The sequence below is a fragment of the Streptomyces sp. NPDC015131 genome (assembly GCF_043079975.1).
In the GTDB taxonomy this organism is placed as follows: Bacteria; Actinomycetota; Actinomycetes; order Streptomycetales; family Streptomycetaceae; genus Streptomyces.
Genome location: NZ_JBIBVB010000002.1, coordinates 342,142 through 357,796, shown reverse-complemented (window position 1 = coordinate 357,796; position 15,655 = coordinate 342,142). Strand labels below are relative to the sequence as shown.

Below are 15,655 nucleotides of genomic sequence, written 5' to 3'. Positions count from 1 at the left end.
GAGTGGCAGCGGAGGAACCGCCTACATCCGTGTGGTCCGGCCCGTGTGCACGGGGGGAGCCGGACGTTCCGCACGGAGCCGGGGCCCCGACCCCACAGCCCGGCAGGCGGCTGAAGAGGAAGAAGGAGCTCGCCTCCGTGGCGTCCCACCGTCGTCCCAAGCAGCCCAGCCGCGCCCGTGTGACCGTGCTCACCGCGACCGCCGCCGCTGCCGTCGCCCTGTCCTCCCAGGCCGCTCAGGCAGACCCGAAGCCGAGCAAGAGCGAGGTCAAGGCGAAGGTCGACAAGCTGCACCACGAGGCCGAGGCCGCCACCGAGCAGTACAACCTCGCCGACGAGCAGCGCGGCAAGCTCCAGAAGGAGGTCGACGCCCTCCAGGACAAGGTCGCGCGCGGCCAGCAGGAGCTCAACGAGCTGCGGGACGGCCTCGGTTCGGTCGCCACCGCCCAGTACCGCTCCGGCGGCATGGACCCCTCCCTCCAGCTGCTGCTCTCCTCCGACCCGGACAGCTACCTCGACAAGGCGTCCGCCGTCGACGCGATCAGCGCCAAGCAGGCCCAGGCCCTGGAGACCATCCAGGCCAAGCAGCGCAGCCTCGCCCAGGAGCGCGCCGAGGCCACCGCCAAGCTGGCCTCCCTGGAGGACGTCCGCAAGACCCTCGCGGAGAAGAAGAAGGCGTACCAGGGCAAGCTCGCCGAGGCCCAGAAGCTGCTCAACACCCTGACCGCCGAAGAGCGGGCCAAGATGCAGCAGGAGGAGCAGCGCGCCAGCCGCGAGGCCGGCGAGCGCGTCGAACTCGGCAACGAGGTCCCCGCCTCCGAGCGCGGCGCCGCCGCACTCGCCGCCGCCGGCACCCAGGTCGGCAAGCCCTACATCTCCGGCGCCGAGGGCCCCAACGCCTACGACTGCTCCGGGCTGACCCAGTGGGCCTACCGCCAGGCCGGCGTGAGCATCACCCGCACCACCTTCACCCAGCACAACGACGGGGTGAAGATCGGCCGCAGCCAGCTCAAGCCCGGCGACCTCGTGTTCTTCAACAACCTCGCGCACGTCGGCCTCTACGCGGGCAACGGCCAGGTGCTGCACGCCCCCAAGCCCGGCACCGTCGTCCGCTACGAGGCGATGGAGTGGCTCGGCGACTTCCAGTTCGGCGTCCGCGTCTGACACCCCGCCGGCGCCCCGCGCGCCCACCGGTGGCGCGCCCGGTATGCGCGCCCGATCGGGTGGTTCGCCGTCCCCCGAGCTGACGCCCCGCCCCGCCGGTGACCTTGTGGTCTCGGGCGGGGCGCCGCTGTTCGACCCCCGTACGGTCGCTGGCCGCCGCACATCCGCCCGGCTACTGTCTGGCCCGCAGCACAGCCAGCACGCCCCGTACGGTCCGCCGGTCCGTCCGCGGGGCCGTCGCCCGACAGCGGAAGGGAGCGCGGTTCGTGGCGTCCCATCGCCGGTCCCCGTCATCCTCGTCCTCCGGCCTCTCCCGGGGCGCGAAGGTCACCGTCCTCTCCGCCGCCGCGGCCACCGCGGCCGCCGCCCTCGGCGCCGCCCCCGCGAGCGCCGACCCCGCCACCCCGGCCGACACCACCCGCGCCCGGGTCGACCGGCTCTACGAGGAGGCGGAGCGGGCCACCGAGGGCTTCAACCAGGCGGACGAGCGCGCCGGCGCCCTGCGCCGACAGGTCTCCCGCATCCAGGACTCCGCCGCCCGCGGCCAGGAGCGCATCAACCGGATGCGCGGCGCCCTCGGGGCCGTCGCCGGAGCCCAGTACCGCTCCGGCGGCATGGACCCCGCGCTCGCCCTGCTGCTGTCCGCCGACCCCGACAGCTACCTCGACAAGGCCGCCGCGCTCGACCGGATCGGCGACCGGCAGGCGACCGCCCTCGCCGAACTGCGGCACGCCCAGCGCGACCTGGCCCAGCAGCGCGCCGAAGCCGGCCGGATGCTCGCCGAACTGGAGCGCAGCCGCGCCGCCGTGGCCCGCCACAAGCGCACCGTCGAAAGCAAGCTGGCCGAGGCGCGGGCCCTGCTCAACTCCCTCGACGCCGAGGAGCGCGAGGCCCTCGACCGGGCCTCCCGCTCCGGCCGCGACGACCTCCCGCCGGGCGGCGCCGAAGCCGTGTCGGGCCGCGCCGCCGCCGCGGTCGCCGCCGCCCGCTCCGCCCTGGGCAAACCGTACGTCTGGGGCGCCAACGGCCCCTCCGGCTTCGACTGTTCGGGCCTGATGCAGTGGTCGTACGCGCAGGCGGGCGTCGGCCTGCCGCGCACCTCGCAGGCCCAGCGCGACGCCGGCCGGCACGTCCCGCTCTCCGAGGCCCGCCCCGGCGACCTGGTCACCTACCGGGACGACGCCAGCCACGTCGGGATGTACGTCGGCAACGGCCAGGTGATCCACGCCCCCTACCCCGGCGCGCCCGTGCGCCACGACCCGGTCGGCATGATGCCCGTCTCGGCGGTCACCAGGGTCTGAGCACCCGTGGCGGCAGGCCGTACGATCGGGAGAATGCGGTTGCGGAGACGTACGGCGCGGCGGGCCGCCGGAGCGGTGCTCGGGCTGGCCCTGCTCGCCGGCTGCACGGCCCCCGGCGCCACGCCCGCGCCGGACACGGCCCCCTTCCAGACCGCCGCCGACCGGCGGGCCGCCGCGCTGCGCACCGGCCCGCTCGCCGAGGTGCCGCTCACCTCCTGGTCGTACCGTGTCACGGACGTCAGGCGCCTCGGGGACGACCGGGCCACCGCGCGCGCCGAACTGAACTACCGCGTCACCGGGTACGACGACGGCGCGGTGACCGGCCGGCGGGCCCTGGAGCTGGTCCGCCGGGGCGGCGCCTGGCAGGTGACCTCCGACCGGCCCGCCCCGGGCGCCCCCCGGCAGCTCTGGGAGCAGGGCGCCGTCGAGGTCGTCCGGGGGAAGCGGAGCCTGGTGCTGGGCTCCGGGCGGGACACCGCGCGGCTGCGGGCCGTCGCGGCGGCCGCCGACCGCGCGGTGCCCGCCGTCTCCGCCGCCTGGCCCGAGGGGTGGGCGCGGCGCGTGGTCGTCCTCGTGCCCGGCTCGCTGAACGAGATGGGCGGGCTGCTGGGCGAACCGGCGGCCGGTTACCGGGGCATAGCGGCGGTCACCACCGGCCGGGTCGGCGGCGGGCCCGGCGCGCCGGCGGACCGGGTGATCGTCAACCCCGAGGCGTACGCCGTCCTCGGCGCGTACGGGCAGCGGTTCGTCCTCACCCACGAGACCACCCATGTGGCGACCCGCACCCACACCTCCGGCCTCACCCCGCTGTGGCTCTCCGAGGGCTTCGCCGACTGGGCGGCCCACCGCGGCGCCTCCCGCGCCCCCGCCGAGGCCGCGCCCCGGCTGGGCGAGGCGGTGCGCTCCGGCGACGTCCCCGCCGCCCTGCCCGTGGATGGCGACTTCTCCTTCGCCTCCGACGCGGCGGCGCTGGCCCGTGCGTACGAGGGGGCCTGGCTGGCCTGCCAGCTGATCGCCGAGCGGTGGGGCGAGGACCGGCTGCGCGACTTCTACCGGACGGTGTCGTCGCAGGGGCCGGAGACCGCCCTGCACGAGGTGCTGGGCACCACGACCGACGCCTTCACCGCCCGGTGGCGCGAGTACCTGCGGGAGCGGCTCGCGGCGGGGTGAACGGGCCGGTCCTCAGGGGGTGAGCAGCTCCCGCTGCGGGCCCTCCGACCCGGACGCCTTCTGCGCCGGTACGGACACCTCGTGTCCGGCGCGCAGCCGCGGCTCGGTGACCGTCTGGCGCCACAGCTCCCGGCAGGCCGCGATCGTCGCGGCGACCAGCAGGCCGTTGCGGGTCCCCAGCAGCACCAGGCCCCACAGGTCGCTGTGCACCACATGCGTGAACCAGATGGGGAACTCCAGCATCGTCACACCCGTCGCCACCAGCACCATCCTCGCCGGCCGCACCATCCGGCTGCCCTGGAAGACCAGGCACACCGCCGCCAGACCCACCAGCCAGATCATGTACTGCGGGCTGATCACCCGGCTCGTGGTGGTGAACAGCAGGACCGCCGCGAACGCCGCGTCCGGCAGCGTCGTCCGCCCGAACTCCCGGGCCCGCACCCGCCACACCACCAGCCAGCCGAAGGCCGCCGCCGTCAGCGCGAGCGCGGCGGTGGACACCACCGGCACATACGGCCCGAGGAACTCCACCGAGCCGTAGTTCAGCAGCACCTGCCCCTCCCAGCCGAAGTTCCGCGCCACATGGAAGACCAGCGAGCCCAGCGACTCCACCTCCGTGCCCCGGTCCCGCTGGAACGTCAGGAACGCCAGCGCCCCCGGCATCGCCACCACGCACGCCAGCAGCACCGCCGCCCCGGCCAGCGCGGCCGTCGTCCACGAGGCCAGCGTCGTCCGCCCGCGCCGCGTCCCCGCCAGCAGCAGCGCCGGCCACACCTTCAGCAGCGCCCCGAAGCCGGCCAGCGCCCCCAGCACGCGCGGGTGCCGCACCCCCGCCAGCAGCGCCGCCACGGCGACGGCGGTCACCATCAGGTCGTAGCGGGCGTACGCGGTCGGGCCCAGCAGCGGCACGCCCGCCACCCACACCCAGGCGCCCGCCATGCTCGTCCCCGGCCGCCGCCCCGCGTAGAGCAGCAGTCCGAACACCACCGCGTCGCAGAGGAACACCAGCACGAAGAACGCGGACGCGTAGTCCAGGAACGGCAGCACACCGGGGGAGAGGATCGCCAGCGCGGCGGCCGGCGGATACTGCCAGGTCACGTCCTCACGCGGGTACGTCCCGGTGCGCAGCACGTCGTACCAGCCCTGGTAGATCACCGACACGTCGCTCGTCACGTCGGGACCCGGCAGGACGAGGACCTTGAAGACGCAGAGCAGCAGCAGCGCCCTGGTCAGAAGCCATATGCCGACGGCGTCGATCGGGAGCCGGGTGCCGCTGGGGCCCTTCATGCGAACCTCGTCCGGGTGGGTGGGCGGTCTGCTGTCATGGTGCCGGGCGGGACTGTGCGTGAGCGGTGGAGCGGGGCCGTTCGGTACTGTCGGCATGCGATGCACAAGACCTTGATCGTAACTAACGACTTTCCGCCCAGACCCGGCGGGATTCAGGCGTTTCTGCACAACATGGCGCTCAGACTCGATCCGGAGCGGATCGTCGTCTACGCCTCCACCTGGAAGCGCGGCCGGGAGGGCGCCGAGGCGACCGCTCTGTTCGACGCCGAACAGCCGTTCAAGGTTGTCCGCGACCGGACGACCATGCTGTTGCCCACACCACGCGTCACCGCCCGGGCCGTCTCGCTTCTGCGCGAGCACGGCTGCGAGTCCGTGTGGTTCGGCGCCGCCGCGCCGCTCGGCCTGATGGCGCCCGCGCTGCGCCGGGCCGGCGCCCGGCGGATCGTCGCCACCACCCACGGCCACGAGGCCGGGTGGGCGCAGCTCCCCGGCTCGCGGCGGCTGCTGCGGCGGATCGGCGAGGGCACCGACACCCTCACCTACCTCGGCGAGTACACGCGCTCCCGCATCGCCGGCGCCCTCACCCCGGCCGCCGCCGGGCGGATGGTGCAGCTCCCGCCCGGCGTCGACGAGAAGACCTTCCACCCCGGGTCGGGCGGCGACGCCGTGCGCGAGCGGCTCGGCCTCGCCGGCTGGCCCGTCGTCGTGTGCGTCTCCCGGCTCGTGCCCCGCAAGGGCCAGGACACCCTGATCAGGGCCATGCCGTCGATCCTCGCGCGCGTGCCGGACGCCGTGCTGCTGATCGTGGGCGGCGGCCCCTACGAGCAGGACCTGCGCCGCCTCGCCGCGGAGACCGGCGTGGCCGCCTCGGTGCGCTTCACCGGCGCGGTGCCGTGGGAGGAGCTGCCCGCACACTACGGCGCCGGAGACGTCTTCGCCATGCCCTGCCGGACCCGGCGGGGCGGGCTGGACGTCGAGGGCCTCGGCATCGTCTACCTGGAGGCGTCCGCCACCGGCCTCCCAGTCGTCGCGGGCGACTCCGGCGGCGCGCCGGACGCCGTGCTCGACGGCGAGACCGGCTGGGTCGTCCGCGGCTCGGCCCCGGAGGAGTCGGCCGACCGGATCGTCACGCTCCTGAACGACCCGGAGCTGCGCGCCCGCATGGGCGAACGCGGCAGGGCGTGGGTCGAGGAGAAGTGGCGCTGGGACCTGCTGGCGGCCCACTTGAGGGCCCTGCTCTAGGGGGCGGGTGCGGGGCGGTCGCGTTGTGGGCGGTCGCGCCGCCGGTCGCGTTGTGGGCGGCCCGCCCCCCTCTCGTTGTGGGCATGCGTTCCGCTGGGGCGATGGGGGAGGGTGGGCATAGCGGGTGCCCCCGCGTTGTGGGCAATCGTCCCGCAGGGCGGGACGGGTGGGCACAACGCACCCGGGGCGGTGCCCGTTCCTGGGGTTCGCCCCGGGGCGGTGCCGGTGGGTGGGGGGCGGGGCCCCTCCGGGCTCGCCTCCTCGCGGTCGGCGGGTTGCCCTACCGGTCGGGTGACCGTGCGTCGCCGCCGATCCTCCCCCACAAGTGGGGGGACCCCCAGCGGGGGCGACCCTGCACGGCCCCACCCCGGCCGTCGGCCGACTGCGGATCGTGGGTGGTGGGCGTCAGGCCCGGTAGATCGCTTCGATCTCGTCCGCGAAATCCTTCGCCACCACGTTCCGCTTCAGCTTCAGCGACGGCGTGATGTGCCCCGCCTCCTCCGTGAACTGCGCGTCCAGGATGCGGAACTTCCGTACCGACTCCGCCTTCGACACCGCCGCGTTGCCGTCGTCCACCGCCCGCTGCACCTCCGCCAGCAGGTCGGGGTCCTCGCGCAGTGCCGCCGCCGTCGCGCCGGCGGGCTTGCCGCGCTCGGCGGCCCAGCGGACCAGGAACTCCTCGTCAAGGGTCACCAGCGCGCCCACGAAGGGGCGGCCGTCGCCCACCACCATGCACTCGGCGACCAGGGCGTGCCCGCGGATACGGTCCTCGATGACCGCGGGAGCGACGTTCTTGCCGCCCGCGGTGACCAGGATCTCCTTCTTGCGGCCCGTGATGGCCAGGTAGCCGTCCTCGTCGAGGGTGCCGATGTCGCCGGTGTGGAACCAGCCGTCCGCCAGCGCCTCGGCGGTCGCCGTCTCGTTCTGCCAGTAGCCCGAGAAGACGTGCTCGCCGTGGACGAGGACCTCGCCGTCGTCGGCGATGCGGACGACCGAGCCGGGCAGCGGCTGGCCCACGGTGCCGATCTTGGGGCGGTCGTACGGGTTGAACGCGGTGGCCGCGCACGTCTCCGTCAGGCCGTACCCCTCCAGGACCGTCAGCCCGATGCCCCGGTAGAAGTGGCCCAGCCGCTCGCCCAGCGGCGCGCCGCCCGAGACGGCCGCCTGGCAGCGCCCGCCCAGGACCGCGCGGAGCTTGCTGTAGACCAGCTTGTCGAAGACGAAGTGCTTGACCTTCAGGCCCAGCGACGGGCCCTCCGGGGTGGAGGTGGCGCGGCTGTACGCGATGGCCGTCTGCGCGGCCTTGTCGAAGATCTTGCCCTTGCCCTCGGCCTGCGCCTTGGCGCGCGCCGCGTTGTAGACCTTCTCGAAGACGCGCGGTACGCCGAGGATCAGCGTCGGCCGGAAGGAGGCCAGCTCGTCGGTGAGGTCCTTGATGTCCGGGACGCAGCCCAGCCGGATCGGCGCCAGCACCGAGCCCACCTCGATCAGCCGCCCGAAGACGTGCGCGGCGGGCAGGAAGAGCAGCGCCGAGCACTCACCGGTGCGGAACAGCGGCTTGAGCCGCTCCACGACGTTGCCGCACTCGGCGAAGAAGTTGCGGTGGGTCAGCACGCAGCCCTTGGGCCGGCCCGTGGTGCCCGAGGTGTAGACGATCGTGGCGATGTCGTCGGCCCTGGCGGTGGACATCGCCCGGTCGACCGTCTCGTCGGGGACGTCCGCCCCGGCGGCGGTCAGCTCCTCCACGGCGCCGGTGTCGAGACGCCACACGTGCCGCAGCTCCGGCAGGTTCCCGCGTACCGACTCGACCGCCTCGGCGTGCGCGGCGGTCTCCACGATCACCCCGACCGCGCCCGAGTCGCCCAGGATCCACTGCACCTGCTCGGCCGAACTGGTCTCGTACACCGGCACGGTGACGCCGCCGGCGCTCCAGATCGCGAAGTCCAGCTGCACCCACTCGTAGCGGGTGCGGGAGATCAGGGCGACCCGGTCGCCCGGGCGGACGCCCCGCGCGATCAGGCCCTTCGCGGCGGCGCGGACCTCGGCGAGGAAGGCGGCCGCGGTGACGTCCGTCCAGGCCCCGGCGACCTTGCGGCCCATCACGGCGACATCTGGGTGCTGAGCGGCATTGCGGCGGATGAGATCCGTCAGGTTGCCGTCCGTGGGGACCTCGTACAGGGCCGGAAGGCTGAACTCGCGCAAAACTGCTGCTCCTCATCGGGCGCCGGCGCCACGGCTCTGTGTGATGCACCGGTTGCGGTCCAAGGTCGGGCAGGTGCTCGGTGGGGGCGAGCACGACTGGACTGCCCGGACGTTACCCACCAGTACTCGGTTCCGGATAGGGGCGTCGGCCAGATGTTCGCTGCGTCACACGGGTTTGGCTGTGCTTCCGGCACAGTAGTCCAGACTCGGGACGACGTGGAAGTAACCGCAGGTCCGGGCGCCGGGCACCGCCTAGGGTGGGTCCCCATGAGGGTCAACATGATCAGCGACGTGCACGGCAACGCCGAGGACCTGGCCAGGGCCGGGGAGGGCGCGGACGCCCTGATATGCCTCGGTGACCTGGTGCTCTTCCTCGACTACCACGATCACTCCCGGGGGATCTTCCCCGACCTCTTCGGCACCGAGAACGCCCACCGGATCGTGGAACTGCGCACCGCCCGCCGCTTCGACGAGGCCCGCGCGTTCGGGCGCCGGCTGTGGGCGGAGCTGGACGTCGACCGGGAGACCGCCATCGAGAGCGCGGTGCGCGGCCAGTACGCCGCGCTGTTCGCCGCCTTCCCCACACCGACGTACGCCACCTACGGCAATGTCGACATCCCGTCCCTCTGGCACGAGTACGCCAGGCCCGGCACCACCGTGCTGGACGGGCAGCGGGTCGAGCTGGGCGGCCTCGTCTTCGGCTTCGTCGGCGGCGGGCTGCGCACCCCGATGCGCACCCCCTACGAGATCTCCGACGAGGAGTACGCCGCCAAGGTCGAGGCGCTGGGCGAGGTCGACGTGCTCTGCTCGCACATCCCGCCCGAGGTGCCGGAGCTGACGTACGACACGGTCGCCCGCCGCTTCGAGCGCGGCAGCCGGGCCCTGCTGGCCGCGATCCGCCGCACCAGGCCCCGGTACGCCCTGTTCGGCCACGTCCACCAGCCCCTGGTGCGGCGGATGCGGGTCGCGGCCACCGAGTGCGTGAACGTCGGCCATTTCGCGGCCACCGGGCGGCCCTGGGCCCTGGAATGGTGAGGCACCCCCACGCGATAGCCTTCACCCCACAGGAAACCGGTACCGCACTGGAGGAGCCACGGCGATGGCGGAACACACCAGCTCGAGCATCGAGATCGAGGCGGCACCGTCCGACGTCATGGGCGTGATCGCCGACTTCGCGCGCTACCCGGAGTGGACCGGCGAGGTGAAGGAGGCGGAGGTCCTGGAGAAGGACGCCGCCGGCCGCGCCGAGAAGGTCCGCCTGCTCCTGGACGCCGGCGCGATCAAGGACGACCACACCCTCGCGTACACCTGGACCGGCGACAACGAGGTCGGCTGGACGCTGGTCAAGTCCCAGATGCTCCGCGCCCTCGACGGCTCCTACCACCTGGCCCCGCTCGCCGGCGGCACCCGCACCGAGGTGACCTACCGGCTCACCGTGGACGTCAAGATCCCCATGCTCGGCATGATCAAGCGCAAGGCCGAGAAGGTCATCATCGACCGCGCCCTGGCCGGCCTCAAGAAGCGCGTCGAGTCCACCGCGAAGGGCTGACCTTGCGCACCGTCCTGGTCACCGGCCCCGGCGGCGCCGGGCGGACCACCGTCGCCGCCGCGACCGCCCTCGGAGGGGCCCGGCGGGGGCAGCGTGTCCTCCTCCTCACCGGTGACCGGGCGCTGCCCGACGGGTGGTTCGCCGGCGAGGACGGCCCCGTCGTCCGCCGCGTCGACTCCGGCGCCCACTTCCGCGCCGAGATCCTCGCCCTCCAGGAGCGCGCCGCCCCCGCCCTCGGGCTGCTCGGCGCCACCCCGCTCGCCGGCGAGGAGCTCACCGAACTGCCCGGCAGCGACCGCTTCGCCCTGCTGAGCGCCCTCCGGGAGGCCGCCGCCGGCGAATGGGACCTCCTCGTCGCCGACCTGCCGCCCCTCCCCGACGCCGTCGCCCTGCTCGCCCTCCCCGAGCAGCTCCGCCGCTACCTGCGGCGCCTCCTGCCCCCCGAGCGGCAGGCCGCCCGCGCGCTGCGGCCGATGCTCGCCCAGCTCGCCGGCGTACCGATGCCCGCGGAGTGGCTGTACGAGGCCGCCGCCCGGCGCGACGCCGAACTGGGCGCCGTCCAGGCCCTGATCGAGGACCCCGCCACCACCGTCCGGCTGGTCGCCGAACCGGGCCCCGCCGCCGCCGAGGCCCTCCGCACCGCCCGCGCCGGGCTCGCCCTGCACCGCGTCGCCCAGGAACCGGTCGTCGCCAACCGCGTGCTGCCGACCACCTCCCCGGACCCCTGGCTCTCCGCCGTGGCCGCCCAGCAGCAGGCCCACCTCAAGGCACTGGGCGAGGCCCACCACGAGCTGCCCCACCTGGGGCGCGACCCCCGCACCGCCGACGACCTCGCCCTGCTGGAACCGCCCGCCGCGGCGCCCCTCCCGGCGCCCGACCGGACCGTCGAGGACCGGCGCGCCACCGACGGCGTCCTGGTCTGGCACATCCCCCTGCCCGGCGCCACCAAGGCCGAGCTGGGCCTCGTCCGCCGGGGCGACGAACTGGTCCTCACCGCCGGGCCGTTCCGCCGCGCCGTCCCCCTGCCGTCCGCCCTGCGCCGCTGCACCGTCTCGGGCGCCGCCCTGGAGGACGGCGTGCTGCGCGTCCGCTGCACACCCGATCCGGATTTGTGGCCCCGCACGCGGTAACGTCGAGGGTGTCACCCACGCTGCCCCGGGAGTACGCCATGAGCGATGCCACCCAGCATCCCGACGCCGACGCCTGGGCGAGGGCCTGCGCCGAGGACCTCGCGGCCGAGAAGGCCCGCCGCCGCGGCGCCGGGGGCCCGCCGCCCGGCACCGCCGCCGAGGAGCTGCGCAAACTCGTCGACGCCGTCGCCGACAAGGTCTCCTCGCTGCAGAACCCCCTGCTCGGGGCGGGTGCGCAGAGCGCCGTGCGGCAGTTCGTCAGCCAGGCCAAGGCCGCCGTCGAGCCCGTCATCGAGCGGAACCCGCAGGTCTTCGACCACCTCGCGGCCGCCGGGAACGAGCTGCTGGCCGCCTACCGCTCCGCCGTCGAGGGCCAGGAGGGCCGCTGGGCCCGCGGCCCCGGCGCGCCCCGCCCGGACGGGAAGCGGGACGACGAAGGCCCGGGCCCGACCGAGCACATCGACCTCGACTGACACCGGGTACGGTGGGCCGTAGCGGGGCTCGACCGAAAACTGAGGGACACATGGGACTCACCATCGGCGTCGACATCGGCGGCACGAAGATCGCGGCCGGAGTGGTCGACGAGGAGGGCACGATCCTCGACGACCACAAGGTGCCCACCCCGCCGACCGCCGAAGGCATCGTCGACGCGATCTGCGCGGCCGTCTCCGAGGCCGGCAAGGGTCACGACATCGAGGCGGTCGGCATCGGCGCCGCCGGGTACGTCGACGACAAGCGCGCCACCGTCCTCTTCGCGCCGAACATCCAGTGGCGGCACGAGCCGCTGAAGGACAAGGTCGAACAGCGCGTCGGCCTGCCGGTGGTCGTCGAGAACGACGCCAACGCCGCGGCCTGGGGCGAGTACAAGTTCGGCGCGGGCAAGGGCCACGAGGACGTCATCTGCATCACGCTCGGCACCGGGCTCGGCGGCGGCATCATCATCGGCAACAAGCTGCGCCGCGGCCGCTTCGGCGTGGCCGCCGAGTTCGGCCACATCCGGGTCGTCCCCGACGGCCTGCTCTGCGGCTGCGGCAGCCAGGGCTGCTGGGAGCAGTACGCCTCCGGCCGCGCCCTCGTCCGGTACGCCAAGCAGCGCGCCGCCGCCACCCCGGAGAACGCCTCCATCCTGCTGGGGCTCGGTGACGGCACGCCCGCCGGCATCGAGGGCAGGCACATCTCCCAGGCCGCCCGCCAGGGCTGCCCGGTCGCCGTCGACTCGTTCCGCGAGCTGGCCCGCTGGGCCGGCGCCGGACTGGCCGACCTGGCCTCCCTGTTCGACCCGTCGGCGTTCATCGTGGGCGGCGGCGTCTCCGACGAGGGCGAGCTGGTCCTCGGCCCGATCCGCAAGTCGTTCCGGCGCTGGCTGATCGGCGGCCAGTGGCGCCCGCACGCCCAGGTGCTCGCCGCCCAGCTCGGTGGCGAGGCCGGACTGGTCGGCGCCGCCGACCTCGCCCGCCAGGGCTGACCGCCCGCACGCGTCCACGGTGCCCGCCGCGTCCTCGCCCGGATGCGGCGGGCACCGCCCTATCGTGCTCGTATGCTGCCCAACTCACTGACCGAGCCGGACGGTTCCGCCGTGGTCCGGGTGCTCAGCTACAACGTCCGCTCGATGCGGGACGACGAGGACGCCCTGGCGCGGGTGATCCGGGCCTGCGCCCCGGACCTCGTCCTCGTCCAGGAGGCCCCCCGCTTCTTCCGCTGGCGCAAGCACGCCGCCCGGCTCGCCGCCAAGAGCGAGCTGCTCGTGCTCGGCGGGGGCGCCACCGCCGCCGGGCCGCTGCTGCTGTGCTCGATGCGGGTGACGGTCGAGCGCACCGAGGACGTCCTGCTGCCGCTCACCCCGGGCCTGCACCGGCGGGGCTTCGCGACCGCCGTCGTCCGGATCGGGGGCGCCCGGCTGGGGCTGCTCAGCTGTCATCTGAGCCTCCAGGCCCAGGAGCGGTACGAGCAGGCCGGGATGCTCCTCGACCGGCTGGCCGCCCTCGGCACCCCGCACGCCGTCGCGGCGGGCGACATCAACGAGCGCCCCGGCGGCCGGGCCTTCCAGCGGCTGGCGGCCGACCTCCAGGACTGCTGGTCCGTCCGCCCCTGGGGAGGCGAACGCACCTGGAGCGCGGGCGCCCCGGACCGGCGGATCGACGCGGTGTTCGCGACCAGGGGCATCGAGGTCCTCGGCTGCGGCGTCCCCCGCCCCCAGGACCTCCCGGGCCTGGACCCCGAGGACCTCACCTCGGCGACGGACCACCTCCCGGTCCTCGCCGCCCTCCGCATCCCCGCCGCCGGCTGATCAGCCCGGCTCGGCCCGGCGCGTGGCGGCGAACCGAGCCTGGAAATCAGACAACAGCTCCGCGGCCGGGGTCGTCGTCGTCCTCCTCGTCACCGGCGCGCATGCGGGCCACCAGGGTGGCGAAGCCGCCCAGGAAGCCGCCGACGCACAACGTGGTGAGCCACCAGGTCATGTCCCACCGCAGTATCACGGCGAGCAGCATCAGCACCGGGCCGCCGACGACGCCGAGCCAGGCGAACTTGGCCGTCGCGTCGGCCTCCGGCAGCGGCGGGGGCTCGGGCGGGACGAAGTGGCCCTCGTCGGTGTCGTCGAGGTCGTCGTCCTTGGCCTCGGGCGCCTCGTGGTCGCGGGGGCCGCTTCCGCCGACGCCCGGGGCGAAGACCACCGAGCTGCCCAGCGGCTTGTCCGGCTTCCCGGCCCCGGCGGGCGTGGGGCCGGGGAGGTCGTTGACGTCGTCCGCGGGCAGGGCGAGGTCCTCGATGGGCTTGAAGGGCTTGGCGCCCGGCGGGTCGGCCGGCTCCTGCCCGTACCCGGCGACGATCGCCGCCCAGGCCGCCTCCTCGTCGAACGGCTGCTCGTCCCGCTTGTCCGAGTCGTGCTGTTCAGCCACCGGTCGTGCTCCCTCCCCGGCTCTCCGTCAGGGGAGAGCCCGTCGTGCCGGCACCCGGAGCGAGCCGGCCGGTGAAGGCGAGGCTCTCCTCGAAGATCCGCTCCGCGTCGTGGTCCAACGTCGCGACGTGGTAGCTCTGTTCCAGCAGGATCTCCGTGACGTCCGTGGAGGAGATCCGGCCGAGGATGCGGGCCGAGTCGGCGGGCGGCACGACGTGGTCCTGGGGGCTGTGCATCAGCAGCACCGGCTGGGTGACCTGGGGCAGCTCCCGGTCGACGATCCGGAAGAACTGCCGCATCGAGTGCGCCGCGTGCAGCGGGACCCGGTCGTAGCCCAGCTCCGTGGCGCCCTCCTTGGCGATGTCGCTGACGATCCCGGGGCGCGAGGGGAGGAGGTGGCGCACCACGGGCAGCGCGTGGGCGGCGATGCCGTGGACCTTGTTCGCCGGGTTGACCAGCACCAGGCCGCGTACGCCGTCGCCGTGCCGCGCGGCGAGGCGCAGGGCCAGGGCGCCGCCCATGGAGAGGCCGAAGACGAACACGTCACGGCAGCGGTCGCGCAGGGCGTGCAGCTCGCGGTCGACCTCGGCGTACCAGTCCTGCCAGCCGGTGATCTGCATGTCCTGCCAGCGGGTGCCGTGGCCGGGGAGCAGGGGCAGGGACACGGTCAGGCCGCGTGCGGCGAGATGTTCGGCCCAGGGCCGCAGGGACTGCGGCGAACCGGTGAAGCCGTGACAGAGCAGCACGCCGGCCTCTCCGCCCTCGTGGCGGTACGGCTCGGCTCCAGGGAGGACCGGCACCGGGGTCTCCTGTTCGGGGGTTCGGCGGGACTCGGGAAGTGCCTTCACCGTACGCGACCGCGCTGACACCGACCAGATCCGTCACCGCCCCCGCACGGCGGCGGGCGGGAGCGCGGGCGCCGGTCGGGTTAAGGTCTTGCCGACGGAACACAGGAGGCATTCGGTTGATCTACGGCGCAATGAAGTTCTCCATCGGAGGGTCCCTGAAGCTCGCCTTCAGGCCCTGGGTGGAGGGCCTCGAGAACATTCCCGCCGAGGGGCCGGCGATCCTCGCGAGCAACCACCTCTCCTTCTCGGACTCCTTCTTCCTGCCGGCGGTCCTGGACCGCAAGGTGACCTTCATCGCGAAGGCGGAGTACTTCACCTCGCCGGGGCTCAAGGGGAAGCTCACCGCCGCGTTCTTCAAGGGCGTCGGCCAGCTGCCGGTGGACCGCTCCGGCGCGCGTGGCGCGGGCGAGGCGGCGATCAGGAGCGGGATAGAGGTCATCGAGCGCGGTGAGCTGTTCGGGATCTACCCGGAGGGCACCAGGTCGCCGGACGGCCGGCTGTACCGGGGCAAGCCGGGTGGCCTCGCGCGCGTGGCGCTGGCCACCGGCGCGCCGGTGATCCCGGTCGCCATGATCGACACGGAGAAGATCCAGCCGCCGGGGAAGGTCGTCCCCAAGCTGATGCGGCCCGGCATCAGGATCGGCAAGCCGCTGGACTTCAGGCGCTACCAGGGCATGGACGGCGACCGCTTCATCCTGCGCTCGGTCACCGACGAGGTGATGTACGAGATCATGAAGCTGTCCGGGCAGGAGTACGTCGACATCTACGCGACGGCCGCCAAGCGGCAGATCGCGGAGGCGGAGAAGGCGGCCAAGGAGGCCGCGAAGGGCTCGTAGGAGCCGCCACCGGCGCGGGGGAGTCCCGGGC

15 protein-coding genes are annotated in these 15,655 nt (G+C 74.2%); 11 read left to right on the top strand and 4 right to left on the bottom strand.

What is annotated here, in order from left to right:
• The first annotated feature begins 137 nt into the window (after nt 1-137).
• The 3 genes from ACF08D_RS06990 (at nt 138) to ACF08D_RS06980 (ending at nt 3,634) form a co-directional block, all read left to right on the top strand.
• On the top strand, nt 138-1,163 hold the full coding sequence (locus tag ACF08D_RS06990) for an NlpC/P60 family protein (RefSeq protein ID WP_392221520.1): 1,026 nt from the start codon (nt 138-140) through the stop codon (nt 1,161-1,163).
• A gap of 266 nt (nt 1,164-1,429) precedes the next feature.
• Nucleotides 1,430-2,464, top strand: a complete 1,035-nt coding sequence (locus ACF08D_RS06985) for an NlpC/P60 family protein (RefSeq protein WP_392221519.1) — start codon at nt 1,430-1,432, stop codon at nt 2,462-2,464.
• Between the two features lie 33 nt (nt 2,465-2,497).
• Nucleotides 2,498-3,634, top strand: coding sequence for a hypothetical protein (locus ACF08D_RS06980; protein WP_392221518.1), 1,137 nt, complete (start codon nt 2,498-2,500; stop codon nt 3,632-3,634).
• 12 nt (nt 3,635-3,646) lie between these two features.
• Here the strand turns inward: ACF08D_RS06980 and ACF08D_RS06975 are convergent, their stop codons facing one another.
• The gene (locus ACF08D_RS06975; RefSeq protein ID WP_392221517.1) at nt 3,647-4,921 is read right to left on the bottom strand and encodes a glycosyltransferase 87 family protein; all 1,275 of its coding nucleotides are present in this window, start codon (nt 4,919-4,921) and stop codon (nt 3,647-3,649) included.
• A gap of 99 nt (nt 4,922-5,020) precedes the next feature.
• On the opposite strand from ACF08D_RS06975, the gene ACF08D_RS06970 reads away from it, so the two are divergent.
• Complete coding sequence (locus ACF08D_RS06970) at nt 5,021-6,163, top strand: glycosyltransferase family 4 protein (protein ID WP_392221516.1); 1,143 nt, start codon at nt 5,021-5,023, stop codon at nt 6,161-6,163.
• A 405-nt stretch (nt 6,164-6,568) separates the two neighbouring features.
• Here ACF08D_RS06970 and ACF08D_RS06965 read toward each other — a convergent pair whose 3' ends face one another.
• Nucleotides 6,569-8,365, bottom strand: coding sequence for an AMP-dependent synthetase/ligase (locus ACF08D_RS06965; protein ID WP_392221515.1), 1,797 nt, complete (start codon nt 8,363-8,365; stop codon nt 6,569-6,571).
• 279 nt (nt 8,366-8,644) lie between these two features.
• Between ACF08D_RS06965 and ACF08D_RS06960 the strand changes: the two genes are divergently transcribed.
• The 6 genes from ACF08D_RS06960 to ACF08D_RS06935 all read left to right on the top strand — a co-directional run bounded on the left by ACF08D_RS06960 (nt 8,645) and on the right by ACF08D_RS06935 (nt 13,331).
• Nucleotides 8,645-9,400 (top strand): metallophosphoesterase, encoded by a 756-nt coding sequence (locus tag ACF08D_RS06960; RefSeq protein ID WP_392222326.1) that lies wholly within the window; start codon nt 8,645-8,647, stop codon nt 9,398-9,400.
• 64 nt (nt 9,401-9,464) lie between these two features.
• Complete coding sequence (locus ACF08D_RS06955; protein WP_392221514.1) at nt 9,465-9,914, top strand: SRPBCC family protein; 450 nt, start codon at nt 9,465-9,467, stop codon at nt 9,912-9,914.
• Nucleotides 9,915-9,916: 2 nt separating this feature from the next.
• Nucleotides 9,917-11,044 carry an ArsA family ATPase gene (locus tag ACF08D_RS06950; RefSeq protein ID WP_392221513.1) on the top strand — a complete coding sequence of 376 codons (1,128 nt, stop codon included), beginning with the start codon at nt 9,917-9,919 and terminating at the stop codon, nt 11,042-11,044.
• 38 nt (nt 11,045-11,082) lie between these two features.
• Nucleotides 11,083-11,517 (top strand): DUF5304 domain-containing protein, encoded by a 435-nt coding sequence (locus ACF08D_RS06945; RefSeq protein WP_392221512.1) that lies wholly within the window; start codon nt 11,083-11,085, stop codon nt 11,515-11,517.
• Nucleotides 11,518-11,567: 50 nt separating this feature from the next.
• The gene (locus ACF08D_RS06940; protein ID WP_392221511.1) at nt 11,568-12,509 is read left to right on the top strand and encodes an ROK family glucokinase; all 942 of its coding nucleotides are present in this window, start codon (nt 11,568-11,570) and stop codon (nt 12,507-12,509) included.
• A 72-nt stretch (nt 12,510-12,581) separates the two neighbouring features.
• On the top strand, nt 12,582-13,331 hold the full coding sequence (locus tag ACF08D_RS06935) for an endonuclease/exonuclease/phosphatase family protein (protein WP_392221510.1): 750 nt from the start codon (nt 12,582-12,584) through the stop codon (nt 13,329-13,331).
• 46 nt (nt 13,332-13,377) lie between these two features.
• Here ACF08D_RS06935 and ACF08D_RS06930 read toward each other — a convergent pair whose 3' ends face one another.
• The gene (locus ACF08D_RS06930) at nt 13,378-13,941 is read right to left on the bottom strand and encodes a hypothetical protein (protein ID WP_392221509.1); all 564 of its coding nucleotides are present in this window, start codon (nt 13,939-13,941) and stop codon (nt 13,378-13,380) included.
• Nucleotides 13,934-14,740, bottom strand: a complete 807-nt coding sequence (locus ACF08D_RS06925; RefSeq protein ID WP_392221508.1) for an alpha/beta hydrolase — start codon at nt 14,738-14,740, stop codon at nt 13,934-13,936. Before ACF08D_RS06925 ends, ACF08D_RS06930 begins: the two co-directional genes overlap by 8 nt.
• A 179-nt stretch (nt 14,741-14,919) precedes the next feature.
• Between ACF08D_RS06925 and ACF08D_RS06920 the strand changes: the two genes are divergently transcribed.
• Complete coding sequence (locus ACF08D_RS06920; RefSeq protein ID WP_392222325.1) at nt 14,920-15,624, top strand: lysophospholipid acyltransferase family protein; 705 nt, start codon at nt 14,920-14,922, stop codon at nt 15,622-15,624.
• Nucleotides 15,625-15,655: the final 31 nt, after the last annotated feature.